Source organism: Paenibacillus sp. FSL M8-0228 (assembly GCF_038007385.1).
Classification (GTDB): Bacteria; Bacillota; Bacilli; order Paenibacillales; family Paenibacillaceae; genus Paenibacillus; species Paenibacillus polymyxa_D.
On the sequence record NZ_JBBOXA010000001.1, the window covers coordinates 2639206 to 2660946 of the forward strand.

At 43.1% G+C, this 21741-nt stretch carries 17 protein-coding genes and 1 pseudogene; 10 read left to right on the top strand and 8 right to left on the bottom strand.

What is annotated here, in order from left to right; all coding sequences use genetic code 11:
- The first annotated feature begins 44 nt into the window (after nt 1–44).
- Together MKY98_RS12125 and MKY98_RS12130 are read left to right on the top strand one after the other, a co-directional pair.
- Nucleotides 45–185 (top strand): hypothetical protein, encoded by a 141-nt coding sequence (locus MKY98_RS12125; protein WP_013371081.1) that lies wholly within the window; start codon nt 45–47, stop codon nt 183–185.
- Nucleotides 186–613: 428 nt separating this feature from the next.
- Nucleotides 614–1393, top strand: a pseudogene (locus MKY98_RS12130) (glycoside hydrolase family 16 protein); the annotation flags it as partial.
- 53 nt (nt 1394–1446) lie between these two features.
- On the opposite strand, the gene MKY98_RS12135 reads toward MKY98_RS12130, so the two are convergent.
- The 3 genes from MKY98_RS12135 to clpP form a co-directional block, all read right to left on the bottom strand.
- On the bottom strand, nt 1447–1986 hold the full coding sequence (locus tag MKY98_RS12135; RefSeq protein WP_069011154.1) for an MBL fold metallo-hydrolase: 540 nt from the start codon (nt 1984–1986) through the stop codon (nt 1447–1449).
- 88 nt (nt 1987–2074) lie between these two features.
- Nucleotides 2075–2281, bottom strand: a complete 207-nt coding sequence (locus MKY98_RS12140) for a hypothetical protein (protein WP_039275041.1) — start codon at nt 2279–2281, stop codon at nt 2075–2077.
- Nucleotides 2282–2338: 57 nt separating this feature from the next.
- The gene (gene clpP / locus MKY98_RS12145) at nt 2339–2923 is read right to left on the bottom strand and encodes an ATP-dependent Clp endopeptidase proteolytic subunit ClpP (RefSeq protein WP_069011152.1); all 585 of its coding nucleotides are present in this window, start codon (nt 2921–2923) and stop codon (nt 2339–2341) included.
- Nucleotides 2924–3123: 200 nt separating this feature from the next.
- Here clpP and MKY98_RS12150 point away from each other — a divergent pair, with 200 nt between their 5' ends.
- Nucleotides 3124–3849 (top strand): RNA polymerase sigma factor, encoded by a 726-nt coding sequence (locus MKY98_RS12150; RefSeq protein ID WP_069011151.1) that lies wholly within the window; start codon nt 3124–3126, stop codon nt 3847–3849.
- Between the two features lie 153 nt (nt 3850–4002).
- Entirely contained in the window at nt 4003–4278 is a 276-nt protein-coding gene (locus tag MKY98_RS12155) for a hypothetical protein (protein WP_039275043.1), read from the top strand.
- 80 nt (nt 4279–4358) lie between these two features.
- Here MKY98_RS12155 and MKY98_RS12160 read toward each other — a convergent pair whose 3' ends face one another.
- Nucleotides 4359–5006: a DUF4303 domain-containing protein gene (locus tag MKY98_RS12160; protein ID WP_256026059.1), complete on the bottom strand. Its 648-nt coding sequence runs from the start codon at nt 5004–5006 to the stop codon at nt 4359–4361.
- Nucleotides 5007–5806: 800 nt separating this feature from the next.
- Here MKY98_RS12160 and MKY98_RS12165 point away from each other — a divergent pair.
- The 5 genes from MKY98_RS12165 (at nt 5807) to MKY98_RS12185 (ending at nt 14649) form a co-directional block, all read left to right on the top strand.
- On the top strand, nt 5807–6076 hold the full coding sequence (locus MKY98_RS12165) for a CD3324 family protein (protein WP_039275052.1): 270 nt from the start codon (nt 5807–5809) through the stop codon (nt 6074–6076).
- Between the two features lie 303 nt (nt 6077–6379).
- Nucleotides 6380–7378: an alpha/beta hydrolase fold domain-containing protein gene (locus MKY98_RS12170; protein WP_069011149.1), complete on the top strand. Its 999-nt coding sequence runs from the start codon at nt 6380–6382 to the stop codon at nt 7376–7378.
- Between the two features lie 97 nt (nt 7379–7475).
- Nucleotides 7476–9542, top strand: coding sequence for a thioredoxin domain-containing protein (locus MKY98_RS12175; protein WP_069011147.1), 2067 nt, complete (start codon nt 7476–7478; stop codon nt 9540–9542).
- 401 nt (nt 9543–9943) lie between these two features.
- Complete coding sequence (locus MKY98_RS12180) at nt 9944–11944, top strand: methyl-accepting chemotaxis protein (RefSeq protein WP_029515044.1); 2001 nt, start codon at nt 9944–9946, stop codon at nt 11942–11944.
- Nucleotides 11945–12087: 143 nt separating this feature from the next.
- Entirely contained in the window at nt 12088–14649 is a 2562-nt protein-coding gene (locus tag MKY98_RS12185) for a response regulator (protein ID WP_069011145.1), read from the top strand.
- A 5-nt stretch (nt 14650–14654) separates the two neighbouring features.
- On the opposite strand, the gene MKY98_RS12190 is transcribed toward MKY98_RS12185, so the two are convergent.
- A complete protein-coding gene (locus MKY98_RS12190) occupies nt 14655–15341 on the bottom strand; it encodes a response regulator transcription factor (protein WP_029515042.1) in 687 nt (228 codons plus the stop codon).
- Nucleotides 15342–15932: 591 nt separating this feature from the next.
- On the opposite strand from MKY98_RS12190, the gene ectB reads away from it, so the two are divergent.
- Nucleotides 15933–17195 (top strand): diaminobutyrate--2-oxoglutarate transaminase, encoded by a 1263-nt coding sequence (gene ectB, locus MKY98_RS12195; RefSeq protein ID WP_029515041.1) that lies wholly within the window; start codon nt 15933–15935, stop codon nt 17193–17195.
- A gap of 87 nt (nt 17196–17282) precedes the next feature.
- Here ectB and MKY98_RS12200 read toward each other — a convergent pair whose 3' ends face one another.
- From MKY98_RS12200 to MKY98_RS12210, 3 genes are all read right to left on the bottom strand, one after another.
- Entirely contained in the window at nt 17283–17801 is a 519-nt protein-coding gene (locus MKY98_RS12200; protein WP_029515040.1) for an NAD(P)H-dependent oxidoreductase, read from the bottom strand.
- Nucleotides 17802–17964: 163 nt separating this feature from the next.
- The gene (locus tag MKY98_RS12205; RefSeq protein ID WP_029515039.1) at nt 17965–19089 is read right to left on the bottom strand and encodes a GGDEF domain-containing protein; all 1125 of its coding nucleotides are present in this window, start codon (nt 19087–19089) and stop codon (nt 17965–17967) included.
- Nucleotides 19090–19184: 95 nt separating this feature from the next.
- Nucleotides 19185–21620 carry a GH36-type glycosyl hydrolase domain-containing protein gene (locus tag MKY98_RS12210; RefSeq protein WP_069011143.1) on the bottom strand — a complete coding sequence of 812 codons (2436 nt, stop codon included), beginning with the start codon at nt 21618–21620 and terminating at the stop codon, nt 19185–19187.
- Between the last annotated feature and the right edge of the window lie 121 nt (nt 21621–21741).

Consider the following 21741-nt stretch of genomic DNA (forward strand, 5'->3'; position numbering starts at 1 on the left):
GACAGGTTTAATAAATAAACCGCTACTTCAAGGGGAGTTTTCCTTTGTCTAAGAAGAACGAATACAATGCGATTGAGAAACTAGCCATCATACAGGAGTTAAAAGCAGGGCAGAGCAGCCGTGTGGGAGTAGCAAAAAACATAACACAGCGTTACCACCTTAGTGAAGTGGCGACATCGCTATGAGTTGTACGGAATTGAGGGCTAAGGTTTCCTCCGGATAAGAAGATTTGTGGATGCTCACCACCACGTGTCTTCTGGTAATCGTAGATGACCGACGGGGCTACACCGCGTCCGGTGCGATACGTGCTACTACGTTTGTTTTAATGGCAGTTAAATTTCTTATTGATTTATAAAGACCGGCTTTATCTATATGAGAAAGTTATTTTTAAGAAAAAACCTTAAATATAGGTTGAATATGTATTTTGTTTCCATTATACTCCTGCTTGAGCGGTATACCTTTTCAATCGTCTATCTACGATTCTAATTTATGAGCTGTCCAAGAAGAAAAATATAAAGAGAGGTGATTCCCGTTTCAATCGTCAATACCGCTTGAAGGCTTATTTTCCTGAAGTGTCTAAGAACTTGGATTATTATTATTGAGGAGGGAACTAATGCTAAGAAAAGGATTATGTGCGGTTGCGCTGCTCAGTCTCCTAACCGTTCTGCTTCCAGCAATGCATACAAGCGCAGCACCGAACTCGAATCTTGTGTGGAGCGACGAATTTAATGGAACTTCGTTAAACCGGTCCAATTGGACCCCTGAAATCGGTACCGGAAGCGGCGGATGGGGAAACAATGAACTGCAGTACTATACCAACCGTACGCAGAATTTGCAGGTTACCGGAGGCAATCTGGTGATTACGGCACAAAAAGAAGCTTACGGCGGAATGAATTACACCTCTGCCCGGATCAAAACTCAAGACTTGAAAAAATTTACTTATGGGAAAGTAGAAGCGCGCATCAAGTTACCGTCCGGTCAAGGGATATGGCCAGCTTTCTGGATGTTAGGCAGCAACATCAGCTCGGTAGGTTGGCCGAAATGCGGAGAAATCGACATTATGGAACGTGTAAACAACAATCCTTCTGTGAACGGTACTGTGCATTGGGATGCGGGAGGCCACGCTGACTTTGGGCGGGTATCGGGCAATCTGGATTTTTCCCAATACCATGTGTATAGCATCGAGTGGGACTCCAAGTATATCCGCTGGTTTGTCGACGGACAGCAGTTCAATGAATTTTATATAGAGAACGGAACCGGGAACACCGAAGAATTTCAGCAGCCGTTCTTTATTCTCCTGAACCTAGCGGTCGGCGGAAACTGGCCTGGTGCTCCCAATAACTCGACGCAGTTCCCGTCCCAAATGCTAGTCGATTACGTGCGTGTCTATCAATAAAGTGTGGGCATTAGATACAATTCATATGAACATTATAAAAGCAACCCCGGTCATTTACGGGGTTGCTTCAATTCGCTATAAATTAACTCGCCACTAAGTCCTAATATCTGATCATTCACATGTACATTACTTAATCCCCCGTGATAACAAACTACGGATGCAATATCGAGATCTAAATACTTTTTCAATGAAAGACGAGCTGCATCCATATCCGGTGTGGTCGGGACATGAATTCCCCCGAGAATCCCATTTACACTGTACATCGAATCCCCGGCAATAAGAGTCTTACTTTGCCTTAAATAAAGACTGATATGACCAGGAGTATGCCCAGGCGTATGGATGACGCGAATCCTGCCGCAAAACGGCAGCTCCTGACCATCTATTAAGGTATCGTCCACTTTGCCCTTCGGGCGATGCACAAGGTGACTATCTTTTAAAAGTGGGATCTCCCCTTGAATATACGGCTTATCCAGTTCGTGTGCATAGACTTTAATATGATCGCCACACTCCTGCAAAATCTCAGGAAGACAACCTATATGATCGACATCATGATGCGTCAAAATCACAGCTTTTAGTTTGTCGAACGACACGTCTTAGCTGAATCATTTCTACTCCCTGTAAAATTTACATAATATAGGGCCTCCGTACAATGTAATTGACACCCATACTAAAATAGGTTCAAGGGGCGAATCCAACTCTATGGCGTTGCCGTTCCTTAATGTCAATGGATACGGTGCGAATAGATGTGATAGGAATAACAAGCGTTTGATATTGCGTAAGATATTTAACGAACTTGTCGTCAATCTGATCCAATATCCCGTCGCATACATTTGCCCCATCTATAAAATGAATAGTTACTTCCTTACCTTGTAAACTTGCTAACATGATATCACCTCATATTTTCTTAAAGTTTCTTGCGGATCATTAGGGTTTGAGCATACTCTATAAAGAAGTGATCACCTGATCAATAACACCATATTCCAGTGCCTCCTGAGCGGACATGTAAAAATCCCGGTCCATATCTTTTTCGACTTTTTCAAAAGATTGTCCGGTCCGTTCAGCTGTGATACGGGTTGCCTTTTCACGAGTCCATAAAATTCGTTTTGCGCTGATCGCAATATCGCTGGCCTGACCTTGTGCGCCGCCGTGCGGCTGATGGATCATGATTTCACTGTTCGGCAACGCCGAACGTTTCCCTTTGGCGCCCGCTAGCAACAGGATCGCGCCAAACGAAGCAGCGAATCCCGTACATATCGTGTGTACATTGGGTTTGATGTACTGCATCGTATCATAAATGGCAAATCCTGCGGAAGTAGAGCCACCCGGGCTGTTGATATACATGTAAATTTCTTTTTCCGGATCTTCTGCCGCCAGAAACAATAATTGAGCAATAATACTGTTAGCCAAATGATCATCGATGGCTGCCCCGACAAACACAATACGATCCTTTAATAGTCTGGAATAGATATCGTACGATCTTTCACCTTGAGCAGTTTGCTCAACAACATAAGGAACATAAACACTCATTTGTGATACCCCCAATTTCCTGTTTTCAGTTGATTTCTCCTTGTAAACGAACCGAGGCCGTAAAAAGATACGGAGGTTTCGATGGGAAAACGATTTGCGTAAATGGTGTAACTTTTACAACCACTTATTCGTTTACATTGGAGGTAACAAAAGGCTTTGCTCTAGGAAAGGGCAGAATAAGACCGTGGAGGAGAGGACCTATGCGCATAGATGATTCTATACAAATGACAGATAATACAATAAACATCGAGAACTTGGAGGAATTACAGGCAGTCCTGAAGCGTTACTGTCTGTCGCTTACCAAATCAAATTGGGATGCGGAAGAATTGGCTCAGGATACTTGGGTAAAAGCATTAGGAAAGTTAAACAATTTCGAACATACAAACCCCAAAGCGCTTTTGCTGCGGATTGCGAAGAACACCTGGATTGACGAGATACGGAGAAAAGCAGTCTACAGTCGGGTATTGAATAGAGAACAAGCGAAAGTAACTGTGCCGGATCATGGAACTTTTGAAATTGAGATAGCGTTGCAGTCCTTAATGAATCATCTATCACCGCTTCAGAGAACTGTCTTTTTGCTGCGAGATGTGTTCGCATTTTCGATTAGTGAAACATCCGACATGCTCAAAACAACGGAGGGAGCGGTAAAAGTTGCACTCCACCGGGCACGAAAATCGCTTGAAGCAGTCAAGGAGGATCTCCTCAAAGGAGAGTTATCCTTACCGGAAAGTGAAAACTCGAAAACTTTTCTGAGAGCGTTGACAGCGGCATATCATAGGGGGGATATTGCAACATTGGTTATGCTCTCCCATCAGGATGTAATGGAGCCGGACGTGGTAATCGGAATCGTTAATCATAAGCTGCACCGGAGTCTCGCTTCAGTAAAACAAACGGATTCCCATACCATGAGTATGATAGCGGCGTAGTTTGCGAAGAGAAATGTGGAACTCATCATAGTGGTTATTTCTGATAAAACATGTTCCCGGTCATTCCAATTTATAGCTCTTAGCTGGGATTAAAATGAAGTATATTAAAGAAGATAGCGGAAGGGGAAGGTTCAAATAGGTGAATTAGAAAATTTGTTAGAAGATAATAACCCCATAGTCTTATATCATGCAATGACACAGATAGGAAAAGAAGGCTTCCGTACAGAGAAAATGATAAAAAAATTAAGTGAATTATCATTAAAAAGGGAACCCCAAGATAAACTATTAGGTTATTATAAGGTGGGAGACCTAGCAATAGCGACTTTGATAAAACTTGGAGAAAAGAAAGAAGAAATATCTGGATTTAGAACTTTAGATGAATTTGAAAAAAAGATGGTTTTCCGATTATTTGAAGAAGTTGAATGGTAAGAATTCCTGTTCATCTGGATGAAAGCTTTAAATAAACTTATTTCAACTCGAACCAAGAGGAGAAATAGGTTTATTCGTATCTAATGGGCATAAACCAAATGAAAAGGATACGTAATCAATCGATGCATGGGACAAGCACATTGCGAATTAAAGCAATCTACCTGAACGAAATGAGTGTAATATTTCAAACTGTATTTCTTTTGATAACGATGCAAGAAGCCATCAACTAGTTTGGCGTTTGTCATCTGAATTACAGACCGATCTTCGAATTCCTCGGCCATATCATCATCCGTCATGGACACGAAAAAAATAATATCTTCTTTGGCTTGACCAAATTGATTGAAAAGCACGTCGTCAGTTTCCTTAACTACCTTGGCCATAATTTTTATCATTTCATCTTTATAGTCAAGCACATTGTCAGTTGCATATAGAAATTTGCTAATATGATTGAGGTGTGTTGTATCACCATATTGATATTCGCAAAATCCCCATCTATAATAATTTTCATCTTCCTTGCTGTTGCACAGCCCTTGGGCTTTCATGTTTGTGATATGTCTAACAAGTGATTCCTCTGTATTAACAGCAAGAAACAAAGTGGCAAAATCGCTGTCTGTCCCAAAAGCACAAGTGTAAACTTTCTCATTCTTCACTTCTTCCAGTATGCTTTTAAGATCATCCAAAAATCCTGCCCTAAATCTTTCCTCAAATTCATTCAAAAAATTGTTCATCTGGTTCATATGCTCCTTTATGAGTCTTATGCTTGATTATACATTATCATTATTTTGTTTGTAAGATTGGTTGCGAGACCATTAGTGGGTAAAGTGATACCCAAATTCGTAGGACAAACAAACCTTATCAGAACTTTTTCCACAGTTGGTTTAGAAATTTTGGTGTAGCATTTTGGATTGAGCTACTGGTTGCTCAGCCAATAGCAAGATTTGCAATGAAAAAAATAAACGCAAGACAGGCTAACCAAGCAGAAAGTGTAAATCAGTAACATCTAGAAGCCGCTCCTAGGCTAACGAGGACTCCTGTTCAGCTGGATAAATGCACTTAATTTCAAATTTTTATTCGGAAGCTAAGTTAGAAAGTGTGTCTCACACTCTGAAAAAAGTATTGGGGAGTCGGTTATGGATGGTAAAAAATTTGTTCTTATGCTTTTACTTTTTTGCTTGTTGGGCATTGTAGGTCTAGTTGCTTTAATCTACGGATTTATGTGGTTCGTATTCATGGTTAGTGTTTAAAATCAGCTATCTAACAGCTCAATTTTTAATCGCTTGCTTTTTGCTGATATCATTTAGCTGGTCCCAGGTGAGCAGAAGTTATGCTATACTTGCGAGGTAAAAGGGGGTGCCTACTGATGGAGAATCTGTTAGGATTGTCTGTGACTTCTTACACTCATGCAAAGCCAATTATTAAGAAAGCGTTACTTTGTATGGGGCGAAACAATTTTTAACGCTGAATAAGCTTTTTAATATTTTTGGCTTTGCACCTTATTTTAAAAAATCAAAATAAGGGGCGAGTAAAATTGAGATATACGAATGCTTCCAAAGTTTTACCTCAAGAATTAATTATAGAAATCCAAAAATATGTTCAAGGAGAGACTCTGTATATTCCTAAGCCAAAAACGGAATATATGGATTGGGGAAGCTTGAGTGGCGGGAGATGGTTGCTAGAACAGCGAAATGCCGCAATCAGAAATGCTTTTCAAAATAGAAGCAGTATCGAGCAATTAGCTAATGAGTTTTTCCTCTCTACCGAAACCATTAAGAAAATTGTTTATTCACATAAAAAGTAGATGGACATAACGTGATAAGCTTAAGACGCGACCGGATAATCGCTATGAACGACCAATCCGGTCGCGTCTTTTTGTTTGGTAAAAGGTTTGATGTGCCTTCGCATTCCCACAGCCAGATTCCGAAATACTTTTTTGGCATTCCATTTTTTTATAATTTTTATGTCAAGAATGATTCTAACTCGTTGTTTTCATTTATAAAGCTGATTTTAAACTTAAAATATAAATATAAACGACAACAACAATTGAAGGGAAATATGTATTGATTCATTGTCTTTAAAACAAGAAAGTGAGGAAAAGATTACTATGAGGGAGCAAAAAAGTAGAAGTAGACATCTGATTGATCCAGAAATTATCAGTGCAGTTGATTTAATACCAACAACCGATCTTACCGAATCTACACTAAGGGAAGCACGTAAAAATCAATCTCAAATGATGCAACAAATAGATGTAACGCAGATGTTCCCTATTACATTAGAAAAAAAGGCTGTGCCAAGTTATTTTAGTGGTCCAGATATTCAAATCGAAATCATTAAGCCCAAACAATCAAAGCATCATAAGATGCCTCTATATTATTCGATACACGGAGGCGGGATGGTCTTAGGAAGTCCAGTCGTGGATCGTCCTGCTAATGCATCTCTTGCGGCACAACATGGTTTCTGTTGCGTATCCGTGTACTATCGCCTAGCACCAGAGCATGTACAGCCAAGTCAGTTACAGGATTGTTATTCGGGCCTAAAATGGTGCATTGAACATGCGGAAGAGTTAGGGATAGATACTCAGAAAGTTGCCGTAGGGGGCAGCAGCGCTGGCGGCGGTTTGGCGGCTGGCCTAGCCTTGTACATTCGTGATCAGAAGGAATTCGAAATCCATCATCTAAGATTAATGAGGCCAATGCTAGATGATCGCACAAGTACCGCACCAGAGCACCCATACGCAGGAGAGTTTATTTGGACAAAACAAAGTAATTATTTTGGCTGGAAATCTGTATTGGGGGATGAACCGGGTCAGGAGGAGGTATGTGAGTATTATGTGCCGGCTCGTGCTAAGTCATTGGCCGGATTACCACCGACTTATATAAATATAGGTACCATTGATTTATTCATTGATGAATCCTTGTTTTTTGCAAAACAATTGGCCTTTGATGGAGTCTTAGTCGAATTACATGTCTTTCCCGGGTACCATCATATGTCGCCCGCGTTTCCGGATGCACATTTTTCCAAAGAAGGGGCCAGAACAAGTGAATACGCCTTACTGAAAGCTCTCGAGATCTTTGATATAAATTCTAATGAGTATAATGCTTGAGAGTCATTATCTTTTTTCATCTCTTCCGACTTTTACCACCCATTTAGGGTAAAATAGTACCAAGTATAAAATTCAACTACGGAAGTGGTGATGTCCCATGACAACGAGCAGCAAACCGAATAGACTATCCAAGGAAAAATCACCGTATTTGCTACAGCATGCTCACAATCCGGTAAATTGGTTCCCTTGGTCAGATGAGGCTTTTGAAATGGCTAAACGTGATAACAAGCCTATTTTCCTATCTGTTGGCTATTCCACTTGCCATTGGTGCCATGTAATGGGGAGAGAATCTTTCGAGGATGAAGAAGTGGCTGAGGTATTAAACCGGGATTATGTATCCATTAAGGTGGATCGTGAAGAACGTCCAGATGTGGATCATATCTATATGTCCATCTGCCAGACGATGACGGGGCATGGAGGCTGGCCACTGACGATATTGATGACACCGGATCAGAAACCTTTTTTTGCGGGGACGTATTTGCCCAAGGAGCAGAAGTTTGGCCGTGTCGGACTGTTGGAGCTGCTTGGCAAGGTGGGTACCCGGTGGAAAGAACAGCCGGAAGAGCTGGTGGAGTTGAGTGAGCAGGTACTGATCGAGCATGAGCGGCAGGACTTGCTTGCGGGTTATCGGGGTGAACTGGATGAACAGAGCTTGACTAAAGCTTTCCATGAATACAGCCACACCTTCGATAAGGAATATGGCGGCTTCGGGGAAGCACCCAAGTTTCCTTCTCCGCATAACCTGTCTTTTTTGCTGCGATATGCACAGCATACGGGGAATCAACAGGCACTGGAAATGGCAGAGAAGACGCTGGATGCGATGTCCCGGGGCGGAATCTACGACCATATAGGCATGGGGTTCTCACGATACTCCGTGGATGAGAAGTGGTTGGTGCCGCATTTTGAAAAAATGCTATATGACAATGCTCTGTTGGCCATCGCGTATACAGAGGCTTGGCAGGTGACAGGCAAGGAACTGTACCGACGGATTACAGAACAAATCTTTACATATATCGCAAGGGACATGACGGATGCAGGTGGTGCCTTTTATTCGGCGGAGGATGCGGATTCCGAAGGAGAAGAGGGGAGATTCTATGTCTGGGACGACTCTGAGGTAAAGGCTGTACTAGGCGATAAGGATGCCGCCTTTTTCAACGATTTGTATGGGATTACACCTTACGGCAATTTTGAAGGTCACAACATTCCAAACCTGATTGATATCAATCTGGAAGCCTATAGGATCAAGCATGACTTGACTGAGCAGGAACTGGAGCAGCGGGTTAGTGAGCTACGGGCCAAGCTGTTTGCTGCCAGAGAACAACGGGTTCATCCTCACAAAGATGACAAGATTTTGACCTCGTGGAACGGATTGATGATTGCTGCACTGGCGAAGGCAGGACAAGCTTTTGGAGACACGAGATATACAGAGCAAGCTCAGAAAGCGGAGACGTTTTTGTGGAACCATTTGAGACAGGAGGACGGACGGCTGTTGGCGCGTTATCGGGACGGCGAGGCAGCTTATCCCGGTTATGTGGATGATTATGCTTTTTATGTGTGGGGCTTGATCGAGCTATATCAGGCGACCTTCGATGTACAATATCTGCAACGGGCATTGACGCTCAATCAAAATATGATCGATTTGTTCTGGGATGAGGAACGGGACGGATTATTCTTTTATGGGTCAGATAGTGAGCAGCTCATTGCCAAGCCTAAAGAAATTGATGACGGAGCCATTCCGTCAGGTAACAGCATTGCGGCCTATAATTTTGTGCGGCTTGCGCGGCTAACGGGTGAATCTGGATTGGAGAACTATGCAGCCAAGCAGTTTAAGGCTTTTGGCGGTATGGTTGCTCATTACCCGTCAGGCCACTCCGCGTTGCTCAGCGCGTTGTTGTATGCGATGGGAACGACGAAGGAGATTGTGATTGTGGGTCACAGGGATGATCCGCAGACCGTACAGTTCATTCAGGCGGTTCGAGCTGGGTTCAGGCCGAATACGGTCGTTATTTTGAAGGATGAAGGACAGTCGGAGATTGCAGAGACGGCTCCTTATATCCGTGATTATGATCTTGTGGAAGGCAAATCAGCCGTATATGTGTGTGAGCATTTTACCTGTCAGGCACCTGTTACCAGGCTCGAAGATCTGAAGGTGTTGTTGGATTAGAACTGAATAAAGCGATCGAACCTAATCCCCTTGGGAGTAGAAAATATATGGCGATTTTCAAAAATGACCCTATGTTTGCTACCTTCAGGGGGATTATTTTCATGTTAAGTGGTAGGTATAGTGAGATGAAACTAACACTTTCTTAACATCTATACTGCATTTTTTTTAATATTTTTTAGGTATATTATATCAAAGAACCGGTTCCGACCAGCCTTGCTGTTTTCGAAAATAAGTACATATACCTATTTAACTAGCGTGTTTATATCTTTTATGTCCAAGCGTTTTAGCAGCAGATGTGAAAAATGTGAAAGAGAGTCTGTCGGGTGATTGTCGTCATCGGCAAGACGAAGAGGTTCGCTATAGGTTGGGAAATACAGGTAATGAAATGGAGATGTTTATTAATGAAGAAGTTATCGGGGAAAAAGTGGCTAGTCGCAAGGAAGCTCAGCAAAAATTTTAAAACGAAGCTAATGGTCGCCTTTATTGCATTTTTGATTTTACCGTCCATGATCGTGGGGGCTTTGTCGTTTATAAGCGCGAGTCAGCAGATTCGAAACCAGATTGAAGAAAGTGCCGAGCAGGCTATTGTCCGCACTAATTTTATTATTGATAGTACTATTGAACCCAAGGTACATGACGCAGACTATTTTGCAGAAAGACTAAAAGGCAATCGGGTAGAGACGGAGGAACAAGCGGCGAATTTGGAAGAATTCTTTAAGCAATATATTGCACTCCATCCTGAAACAGAATCCATTTATTATGGTACGAAGGACGGCAAATTTACAACCTACCCACAGAAGCAATTACCAGATAATTATGATCCACGAGTCAGACCTTGGTACGATAAAGCGATAAAGGAACAAGCGAAGGCAGCAATTAGTTCTCCTTATCTTTCGGCAAGCTCGAAGCAAATGACGGTTACTGTGTCCAAGGCAACGTCAGATGGATCGGGTGTTATTGGCATTGACCTGAAAATGAGTGGTATTAAAGAGACGTTGAACAATATTAAAGTAGGTCATGAGGGTTATGCCATATTGCTGGACAATAACCATACTTACATTGTTCATCCGACGAAGGAACCAGGTACCAAAATTACAGATATTGAATCACGCATGTTTCAGAGTGATACTGGTGAATACGAGTATGAGTATGAGGGCCAGCTCAAATATATGAACTATGCGACTAACAAGCTGACTGGCTGGAAGATAGGCGGAACGCTGTATTTGTCTGAAGTCGATGATGCAGCAGGACCGATTTTGATCAGCACTTTACTAACCATTGTCGGTTGTCTTGTGATTGGTATTATCATTGTTTATTTCCTGATCCGTTCCATCATCAAACCGATTTTAAAGTTAAAAGAACAAGCGGTAAATGTGAGCGCCGGAGATCTCACACAGGACATTCAAGTAAAGAGCGAGGACGAGATCGGAGAATTAGGAGTAGCTTTTCAAAATATGCAGAATAACTTGCGATCTGTCATTCAGAACGTAGGGAACAGTGCAGATCATGTCACAATTTCTTCCAATGAACTGACAATAAGCGCGGAACAAACCAGTGCTGCAAGTGAGCAGGTGTCCCAGGCTGTACAAGAAATTGCCAGTGGTGCAGAGAAGCAGACTACAGGGCTGGAAAATAATTCGGTGGCCCTGGATGAAATTGCACAAGGGATCACCCAAATTGCTGAACGATCGATTTCGGTAGCTGATTTGGCCAAACGATCTGCCTTGCAAGCCGAGGAAGGACGAAAGTCTGTTGAGCAGACAGGCGAGCAAATGAATTCCATTCATCAATCAGTAGAGCGTTCCAACCAGATGATTCAAACCTTGCAAGCCCGCTCTCATGAAATCGGTGAAATTACGAAGGTTATCGGCGATATCTCCAATCAGACAAACCTGTTGGCATTGAATGCAGCTATTGAGGCAGCCAGAGCGGGCGATCATGGAAAAGGCTTTGCCGTCGTTGCTGATGAGGTGCGTAAGCTGGCAGAGCAGTCTCAGACATCCGCCACACAGATTGCCACCTTGATTGCCGAAATTCAGCATGAAACCGAAACAACAGTGAAGACGATGGACAGGGTCACGACTGAGGTGCAGGATGGACTACAGATTTCCAAAGCAACCATTGTCAAGCTGGGTTATGCGATGGAAGGCATTCGAGAGACAACACCTCAGGTAGAGGAGGTCGCTGCGATTGCAGAGCAAATATCAGCCAGTGTACAAGAAATCGCAGCGACAGCCAACGAGCTGGCGACGATTGCAACCGGTAATGCCGCCACATCTGAGGAAGTTGCTGCCTCCTCACAAGAGCAACTGGCTTCCATGGAGGAAATATCAGCTTCAGCACAGTTGCTTTCGACGATGGCTGCTGATTTGAAGATGATGATCAGTCGTTTCAAATATTAAAACGAGCTTGAACCTTATGGAATCTATAGTACAATGAATGCTCGGGACAGTTCTTTAAGCCTTATGGCATAAGGAATCTGTCCTGAGTTTTTTGTATTTTCGATATATTCTAAAAAAAATGGAAGATTATAGGGGGTGGACACTTGGTTCGAGATTTAGTGCTATGTGCTATCGTGATTTTATTGTTAGTTTTGGTTTTTCAGCGTCAACTTGTTCGTCAGGCGATCACAGGTGTATTTTATGGAGGAGCGGGAATTTTGTTCTTATGTTTTGGCATAAGCGATAAAACACCGTTGACCTGCGTGCTAGAGTTAGGGATGGGTCTAATGTTCATGACTCTGTTTGTGCACACTTTAACCACCGCTAAGTATACATATGGACAACGTTTGTTAAACAAAGACCGTGATCTGCTGAATTTACTAGGTGTTCAACCTGGCTTTACCTTCAAGCTAGAGAAAAGCGGTAATGAATTTTATTATAGGCTGCTTGAAGGTGAATTGCTGGAGCGCGTGGGTCTGAATATGCAAGTCAACTACAATAAAAGGGAGCATGTGAAGCGTCTTGGGGACATTTTGGAGCTTTCCTCTGAAACGATGGAGCAGCTTTGCCAATACTACAAACAGGCCTGGTTCGGTGATCGGACCGTATTTGAATTGGAGTTTTGGGAATATTCGGCTCTCATTACCTTACATCCGGTTATGGAGGACGGGGTTACTAGCTCTGTTATCGGTCACGCATTGGATATTACGGAGTGTAAAGCCTCAGAGCAGAAGAGAAAGGAAGTGGACGAGGCTAACCGTGCGAAAAGCATTTTTTTGGCTCATATGAGTCACGAAATCCGCACCCCGCTGAATGGAATCATCGGTCTGTCAAAGCTGTTAAATAAGACTGAACTGACTGCCGTTCAAAGAGATTACCTCCACAAGCTTCTCGCTTCCTCTCGTACCCTTTCATCCATGCTCAGTAACGTATTGGACTTTTCCAAAATGGAAGCCGGCAGTCTGGAACTGGAAAAGGTAGAATTCGAGCCGGAAAAAATGCTTCGGCATCTCGCAGATACCGTTGGAACTTTACTTGAAGATAAGGAAATAGAGGTTCTATTTATAATGGACCCGGCGTTACCGAAAAGCTTTAAGGGAGACCCGCTTCGAATCGAGCAGGTGCTTTCAAATCTTCTGACCAACGCCATCAAGTTTACGGATCAGGGACATGTATTGTTACAGGTAAAAATGCTAAGTCAGCAGGAAGGGCGAGTAGGCGTTTCTTTTATGGTAGAAGATACGGGCATAGGAATTTCCGAGACGTGTATGGACAAGCTATTCGTCCCTTTTATCCAGGCGAGTACAGCAACCAGCCGCAGATATGGGGGCTCTGGGCTGGGTTTGGCCATTAGCAAGCATTTGGCTGAAGCTATGGGGGGGAAAGTAGAGGTGAAAAGCCGATTAGGAGAGTACAGTCAATTTCACTTTAATGTCGAGCTGGAAACTGGGGAATTGAATGCAGGAAGCACACGAATAGAAAAACAAATCAAAGGCAAAGCCCTAATTGTTGCGCAGCATGAACTGGTGAGATACAGCTTGAACGAACTACTGCAAGACTTGGGATTAAAAACATTCACTATTTCATCCTTCCAAGAAAGTGTGGATGCTTTTCAAAAGGGTGAGCATTTTGATTATGTTATCATTGATATGGGGATGGAAGGTTTGAGAGAACTGGACTCCCGGAGGCAATGGCTTCAAATGCTGGATAAGCAGATAACTCAGATCATTGGACTTACAACCGTGTTTCAGATGGGAAAAATAGCTGCAGGGGACATGGATTATAGTGTGGATGCCTTTTTGTCCAAGCCCGTTACCCGGAACGCTCTGCTGGAGGTTCTCTGCTGGAAGAAGGAACATTCAGTGCCTGCAGATGGTAATACTCTGGAGACTCATGCGACGATGAGTTCCCGCAATGAGATAGGGGATACAACACAAAAGTATCAAATTCTCATAGCAGAGGATAACGAAATTAACCAGGTGGTGATTACCGAGTTTTTAGCAGAGCGTAACTTTGAGGTAACGATGGTCACGAACGGAAGGGAACTAATAGCGTTACTTGAACTGCGTTACTGGGATATGGTGCTGCTTGATTTGCATATGCCAGAGATGGATGGTTTTGAGACGGCGAGACATATTCGGAGAAACAAAGCTTTTAACAGGCTTCCCATTATCGCTTTTACCGCTGATGCTGTGCAGCATGAACAGGAAGTTTGTCTTCGTGCCGGTATTAATGCCGTGTTGCTCAAGCCTGTCCATGAACTGACCGCTGCTAGAGTGTTAACTAGCTGGATTAATTTAGCGTGGCTGCAAGATTTACATGGTATTCACGCTGAGCAGTCGATAGCAGGTATGGATGGCAAGGTGTATATTTTTCAATTTGCCCTTTACAAATGGATACAGGAATACCAGTATCTCGATAAAAGAGTTGTGAGAAAAATGGACAATGGACAGTTATCTTCTGCTCTTCGATTAATCCACTCGCTTAAGGGAGGAACGGGGAACCTGTGCGCGCCTGAGTTGCTGGCAAAGGTTATAGAGCTGGAAAAGGCATTGAAGCGCAGCAATGAAACCTCAACAGGAGAACTGTATCCAGACTGGAAAGAGCATCTGAGCGCGGTTCAGAAGGATATTAACCAAATCAAGTCATCACTTCCTTGGAGCTGACCGTGTTATTGCATAAATTTGTAGCCGATTCCCCAGATGGTCTTAATCAATTGCGGTTTCTTAGGGTCTTTTTCGATTTTTCTGCGTAAATGGTTAATATGTACGTCCACGGCCCTCTCGTTAATAAAGGAGTCTGTGCCACGGAGAGCCTGAATTAAAGCATACCTGCTGAATACAATTCCTCGGTTCAAATAAAAAAGCTTCATAAGCTCAAATTCTGAATATGTTGTCTCCACATTTTGTCCGTTAACGGTAATCATTCTTCTCGCTAGATCCAAAGTAATGCCCGTTTCAGGTTCAGGTGCTCTGCCACTTCCTTGTAAGCGCGTGATTTCAATACGACGAAAAAGAGCCTCCATCCGTGCTTTTAGCTCTTGCATACTAAAAGGCTTGCAAATATAATCATCTGCTCCCAACGTAAGTGTACGAATGCGCTCTGATATGTTGTTTTCTGTAGAAATCACGATGATGGGGACGTCCGTATGCTTGCGTATCAGTGGGCAGGGATTCACGCCATCCAAATCTGGAAGCAGCAGATCCAGCAAAATAATATCGGGCTGTACGACCTTAAGCCTTGCAATACCCTCAGACGCTTGTTCCACTCGAGTAACGTTGTAGTCTTCTCCTGTTAAATACAAGGAAAGGGTATCTCCCAGCATATTGTCATCTTCAATAATCAAAACATTAGACATGATCATATTTCCTTATCTTTCTATCAAATTCGAGCCAAATAGTTAGGATAACTGCAATGTTTACAACAAGTTTTGACAGGTTCTGTTGATAGAGTAAACTCCTTTGGACAGTCTGTCAAAAGATCAGGTTTGTTGTGACAATCCTGTGGACAATTAGTCCAGATGTATATCTATTTGATATGGAAATGTACTATTTTTGAGATTTATCACTATAATACGACATTTTTCGTTTTATTTTAACAATATACTACAAGCCGCTGATGATAAATTACAAAAATTTAACAAAACACCTCAGAAACATGCATTGACTTAAATGAAAATTATGGTATTTTATTACATAGGAGTTGACATCCTCTGATAGGCCTCTTAGAAAAACCCACTATTTAATCTTCTACTAATCTACTCTCATGTGCTATCTCTGTATTTAATTTTAGTACTTTAATTGTTCTTGTAATCGTACTCATGATTCTTTGGTGTGGATATCCCATTGTGAATTCAGACTGTCTTCTCATTTAGATTACATATTTACACTTTTTTTGCTTTCCATGCTTGTATGTTTTTAAAATCAGGTCAGCGGGAGGACGAGAGATCATGAACACATTCGAAGCGCTGGAGTCCAATGTAAGATCCTATTGCAGAAGTTTTCCAGTTGTATTCAACAAAGCTAAAAACGATGTACTGTACACGGAGACAGGCAAGGGTTACATTGACTTTTTTGCCGGGGCAGGGGCTTTGAACTATGGGCATAATAATGATTTTATGAAAAACCGGTTATTGGATTATTTGACATCCGATCGGATTATGCATGGTCTGGATATGTACACGACGGCCAAGCAAGAGTTTATGGAGTCTTTTTCAGAGCGTATTCTCCAGCCCAAGGGCTTGAATTATAAGCTGCAATTTTGCGGACCGACCGGAACCAATGCGGTGGAAGCAGCACTGAAACTTGCACGCAAGGTGAAAAACAGAAATGGTATTTTTGCCTTTATGGGTGCGTTCCACGGAATGTCGCTGGGTAGTTTATCGATTACCAGCAACACCTCCATGCGAGAGAGCGCAGGGGTTCCCCTGAACAATGTTACCTTTATACCTTATAACAGCACATTTAACGGAATGGATACCATTTTGTATATGGAGCAGCTTTTAACAGACACCCATTCAGGTGTGGAAAAGCCTGCCGCGATCATTTTGGAAACGGTACAGGCTGAAGGCGGCATTCATATTGCAGATACCGAATGGCTGCGTGATTTGCGACAGTTGTGCGATGATCATGATATTTTGCTTATTGTGGACGATATTCAAGTCGGTTGCGGTCGAGTTGGTTCGTTCTTCTCATTCGAGCGGGCGGGAATCGTTCCTGATATGGTTGTTTTGTCCAAGTCGATCAGTGGATACGGTTTGCCCATGTCTCTATTGCTGCTCAAGCCAGAATTGGATATATGGAGTCCAGGTGAGCATAACGGCACCTTCCGTGGAAATCAGCTTGCTTTCGTCGGGGCAAAGGCGGCGCTTGAGTTCAGAGATACGGTAGGGCTGGAAGCACAAGTGAAGGAAAAAGAGGCTTTTGTTCAGCAGTTCTTGCGTGAACAAATCCAATCCATAGATCCTCTTATTGAAATTCGCGGCATGGGATTGATCTGGGGGATTGATGTATCTCATCTGGGAGAAGCGTTCGCCAAGGAGGTAACGACTCTCTGCTTTAGTAGGGGACTCATTGTTGAGCGTGCTGGGCGTAACGATACAGTAATTAAAATTATGCCAGCGTTAACGATAAGCTTGGAAAACTTGCGTAAGGGCTGCGACATTATTAAAGAAAGCATGGCACAGGTAACCAGTACCTTGGTTACGATGTAATCAATCAGTAAAGCCCCTTGGTTGGAGCTGCCGTCTGCTGTAAAGCAGGTATGACAGGCGCCGTCCAAGGGGCTTTCTAGTAAAAAATTAAGAAATAACTGTTTGCGCGTATTTTTGTGCGGATTGGTCTAGTTGCTCATCGGTCAGTACTGCAGCACCATATTGTACGAAATAAGGGAGCAATTTGACACCAATCATATGGCCTGTAGCTTCCAGAGGTCTCAGTAGCTCTTCGATCGTATACCTATTCCGTCCGTCATGTTGATAGTTTTCCTCAACACTGGCAGCAGACAAGGCAATCAACAACTCTTTGCCCTGTAGCTTGCCACCTTCGCTCCCATAAGCCCAGCCGTAGGTTAGAACCTTATCCAGCCATTTTTTCAGTAGGGAAGGAGTGCTGTACCAGTAAAAAGGAAATTGCAGAACGATACGGTCATGCTGCTCTAGCAGTTCCTGCTCCTGGGCGACATTGATTTGCTCATCCGGATATACTTCATACAGGTTGTGAACGGTCACGCCGGATTGTTTCTTGAGTTCTTGCACCCATCTTTTGTTAATTCGAGATTCCGCAAGATCAGGGTGAACGACAATAACGAGGGTTGGCATACAAAAATCATCTCCTTAGACTTATTTTTAGTAAGTAAATAACCAATACATATGTAACTATTTTAGTTTCAACTTATGGAGTTGTCAACTCTATTAAATTTTGAGCTCTATATACAAGAAAACTCCGGCAAGCCGGAGTCTCATCAAATGAAGCGTTTTTACATTAAGCGGTATGATTAAGAGCAACAATTTTGTTTTTCCCGGAGCGCTTGGCTTGATACAAATAGTTGTCTGTCTCCTGGAAAAATACATCTTTGTCTTTGTTCATATCCTCGGTATAGCCTTTTAATCCAATGCTAACGGTTACGGAAACGATTTGCATTTTCTCCTGAAAGGTCATATTCTCTACTTCACGCCGGATATTCTCAACGATCTGATAGGCTTCCTCAGAAGTATGCTCAAACATCAAAATAGCAAATTCTTCACCGCCATAGCGGGCCGGAATGTCATTCGCTGTAATTTGCTCTGTAATGATTTGAGAGATGCCTTCCAAAATTTTATCACCGAACTGATGTCCGTAATTGTCATTGATTTTCTTGAAATTATCAATATCCACTAACGCCAGATGGATGATCGCTCCTTGTTCAGCATATTCGAGTGCTTTTTCATAAAAGTTTTGAAAGGACAAATGATTGTACAGCTTTGTCAAACCATCAGTCATTGACATTTTGCTGATAATCGCATTACTGATCATTAATTCCTGTTGGGCACGCTTTGTTTTATACAAATCCACTAACAAATCGCGGCCGCTGGCCTGAATAATGAGAGCAAGAAAGGTGGACATAATCAAAAAGGTTGGAATCGCCACAATATCAAAGTCTGACAAATAGCTGCGGAATGATCCATCTGCTGCCAGCAACAGAAAAAAGACGACCACTTGCAATACAAAGGAAAGCCATATTAAGCGACGATTGAAGAACAGAATAGAAGAGAAAATAGGCAACAAACATAGCGCAGGAATAATCCGGATATCATAATTTAGGCGAATAATCATCCAGCAAATGACGGTGCTTGCCATAAACAGGATCGCAAAAGAATACCTGTTAAATTTAAAATGAGCCAACTCTGCCAGTAAGTTGGAACCACTCATGATTAGCGTAGGAACAATCAGGGTTCCGACGTAAAATTCATAAGGCGAAGCGGCGTAATCAAGAAATAAGTAGCTGCCCAGCTGGACGATAAAATGTACAGCTATAATCATCCAATACAGTAATAACATTTTGCGTACCCAGTGGGCTTGCTTTGTTTTGTAATCCATGGTTTGAGTAAGCCGTTTTGTCTTGTTCATGATGTCACCACACTTAATGTATCTTTAGCCATTCTCGTATTATAAGATACTATGTGATGAAGTTGAAGCTAATTTTTTTGAAGGCCATGAACTTGTTAGCCTAGTAACACTTTTACTTGGTGGATAGCCCCGTCCGCTGCAACCGGCAGAATATTATTCGTAAGGAGGGTACCGTCTACAGTAACCGTAGCTACACCCTTGGAGACATGCTGTGGATTCGTGATATGGATCACGTAGGTATCGCCACGGAAGACGCGGGTGACTATGAATTCGTCCCAGGCTGTAGGAATGCACGGGTCAATACGCAGACCGTCCCATTCCGGCTGGATACCGAGGATGGATTGAGTAATAGCTATAAAGTTCCATGCCGCTGTACCCGTCAGCCAGGAATTTTTGGCTTCGCCTTCACGAACAGCATCCTTGCCCGCAATCATTTGTGCATACACATACGGCTCGGTGCGGTGAATGTCGCTGATGTCCTCCAGATAGGCAGGTGCAATTTTGCTATATAGCTCAAAAGCGCGATCTCCACGTCCTATTACGGCTTCCGCCATCATAATCCACGGGTTATTGTGGCAGAAAATACCGGCATTTTCCTTATACCCGGGAGGGTAAGATGAGATTTCGCCCAGATTGATGTAGTAACGGGAATAAGATGGATGTTGCAGCACGATGCCGTAGGGAGTTTCCAGTCGATCACGTGTAGAATCGAGAGCTTTATGTGCCAAGCCTTCTTCAACACCAATTCCTGCCATGACACAGAAACCTTGAGGTTCAATGAAAATTTGACCTTCCTCACAATCCTTGCTTCCTATTTTGTCTCCATAATGGTCATACGCACGTAAGAACCATTCCCCATCAAAACCATGCTCCAATGTAGCTGCTCGCATACGATCCACATGGGCTTGAGCTGTGGACGCTTCTTCATCCAAACCTCTGCGCTTGCAGAGCTCAATAAAATCCGGTCCCGTATATACGAATAGTCCGGCGATAAACACGGATTCAGCTACTCGGCCCTCCAAATTCTGTGTTGTCTGATAGGACTCATCGGGTGTAGCGGAAAAACAATTGAGATTCAGACAATCGTTCCAGTCAGCTCGGCCAATGAGTGGAAGACCATGCGGACCAAGATTATTTATTACATGGTAAAAAGAACGCTTCAAATGTTCAAACAGCGTAGCCGCACGCTCTACATTTCCGTCAAAGGGCACTTGTTCGTCCAGTATGCCAAAGTCTCCCGTTTCTTTGATATACGCTGCGGTACCGACAATAAGCCATAACGGATCGTCGTTAAAGCCACCGCCAACCTCGTGGTTTCCTTTTTTGGTTAACGGTTGGTACTGATGATAAGCTCCGCCGTTTTCAAATTGAGTAGAGGCAATGTCGATAATCCGTTCCCGTGCCCGCTCCGGTATTTGGTGGACGAAACCGAGCAAATCTTGATTTGAATCCCGGAAGCCCATACCACGTCCGATACCAGATTCAAAATACGAAGCTGAACGTGACATATTGAATGTAACCATGCATTGATACGGGTTCCATATGTTTACCATTCGGTTCAGCTTGTCGTCGTGGCTTTGAAGGGTGTACTTGGACAGCAGATTGTACCAATAGGCTCGGAGTTCACTCAAAGCTTGTTTTACATCGGTTTCATCCGCAAACTGCGCAATCATGGCATGTGCCTGTTTTTTATTAATAACACCGTGGGACTCCCATTTCTCTTCCTCGGGATTTTCCACATAACCGAGTATAAAGTTACAGCTTGTTTCTTTGCCTGGCTCCAGCGTGATCTCAATGCAATGTGATCCGACAGGGGACCATCCGCTGGCAATAGAGTTCGAGGCTTGCCCAGCGGCGACCGTTTGAGGCTGATCTAATCCGTTGTAGAGTCCCAGAAAAGCTTCACGATCTGTATCATAACCCGCTAGCGGACGATTAGCAGAGAAAAAAGCATAGTGATTGCGGCGTTCACGGTATTCCGTTTTGTGATAAATGACAGAGTCCTGTATCTCAACCTCGCCCGTGTTCAAGTTGCGCTGGTAGTTGGTCATATCGTCATAGGCGTTCCACAGACAAAATTCCACGAACGAAAAGAGTTTGATCTTTTTGGTTTGTAATGATGTGTTCTGAAGCTTAACCTGATGGACCTCGCCGTCAAAGGATAGGGGTACAAAAGCCAGCTGCGTGGCTCGAATACCGTTGCGTTCTCCCATAATTGAGGTATAACCAAGTCCATGGCGGCATTCATACTGCTCCAGCTCCCGTTTGACCGGCATCCAGCCTGGAGTCCAATAATCCCCATCATCATAAATATAAAAATAACGACCACCGTTATCGACAGGAATATTATTGTAACGGTAACGTGTTAAGCGACGTAAGCGAGCATCCCGGTAAAATGCATAGCCGCCACTTGTATTGGAAATCAGTCCAAAAAATCGTTCATTACCTAAATAATTAATCCAAGGATAAGGGGTTTGAGGGGTGTGGATGACATATTCTTGATTGACATCATCGAAGAAACCATACTTCATGGCGCAGAACTCCTCTCGATTTGAAAAAATAAAAGGCCCAATACATGATTATATTCAAACATGAAGCCGTTCTTCCTTTAGGAAGATATTCCCCTCTTTATGTAAAATGCGCTTGATTTTC

What these genes read in the sequence shown, in the direction of transcription:
- MKY98_RS12160 (WP_256026059.1), bottom strand. Translation starts at nt 5,006, where the DNA reads ATGAACAATTTTTTGAATGAATTTGAGGAAAGATTTAGGGCAGGATTT.
- MKY98_RS12140 (WP_039275041.1), bottom strand. Translation starts at nt 2,281, where the DNA reads ATGTTAGCAAGTTTACAAGGTAAGGAAGTAACTATTCATTTTATAGAT.
- ectB (WP_029515041.1), top strand. Translation starts at nt 15,933, where the DNA reads ATGAACACATTCGAAGCGCTGGAGTCCAATGTAAGATCCTATTGCAGA.
- MKY98_RS12180 (WP_029515044.1), top strand. Translation starts at nt 9,944, where the DNA reads ATGAAGAAGTTATCGGGGAAAAAGTGGCTAGTCGCAAGGAAGCTCAGC.
- MKY98_RS12150 (WP_069011151.1), top strand. Translation starts at nt 3,124, where the DNA reads ATGCGCATAGATGATTCTATACAAATGACAGATAATACAATAAACATC.
- MKY98_RS12205 (WP_029515039.1), bottom strand. Translation starts at nt 19,089, where the DNA reads ATGAACAAGACAAAACGGCTTACTCAAACCATGGATTACAAAACAAAG.
- clpP (WP_069011152.1), bottom strand. Translation starts at nt 2,923, where the DNA reads ATGAGTGTTTATGTTCCTTATGTTGTTGAGCAAACTGCTCAAGGTGAA.
- MKY98_RS12210 (WP_069011143.1), bottom strand. Translation starts at nt 21,620, where the DNA reads ATGAAGTATGGTTTCTTCGATGATGTCAATCAAGAATATGTCATCCAC.
- MKY98_RS12190 (WP_029515042.1), bottom strand. Translation starts at nt 15,341, where the DNA reads ATGTCTAATGTTTTGATTATTGAAGATGACAATATGCTGGGAGATACC.
- MKY98_RS12170 (WP_069011149.1), top strand. Translation starts at nt 6,380, where the DNA reads ATGAGGGAGCAAAAAAGTAGAAGTAGACATCTGATTGATCCAGAAATT.
- MKY98_RS12200 (WP_029515040.1), bottom strand. Translation starts at nt 17,801, where the DNA reads ATGCCAACCCTCGTTATTGTCGTTCACCCTGATCTTGCGGAATCTCGA.
- MKY98_RS12175 (WP_069011147.1), top strand. Translation starts at nt 7,476, where the DNA reads ATGACAACGAGCAGCAAACCGAATAGACTATCCAAGGAAAAATCACCG.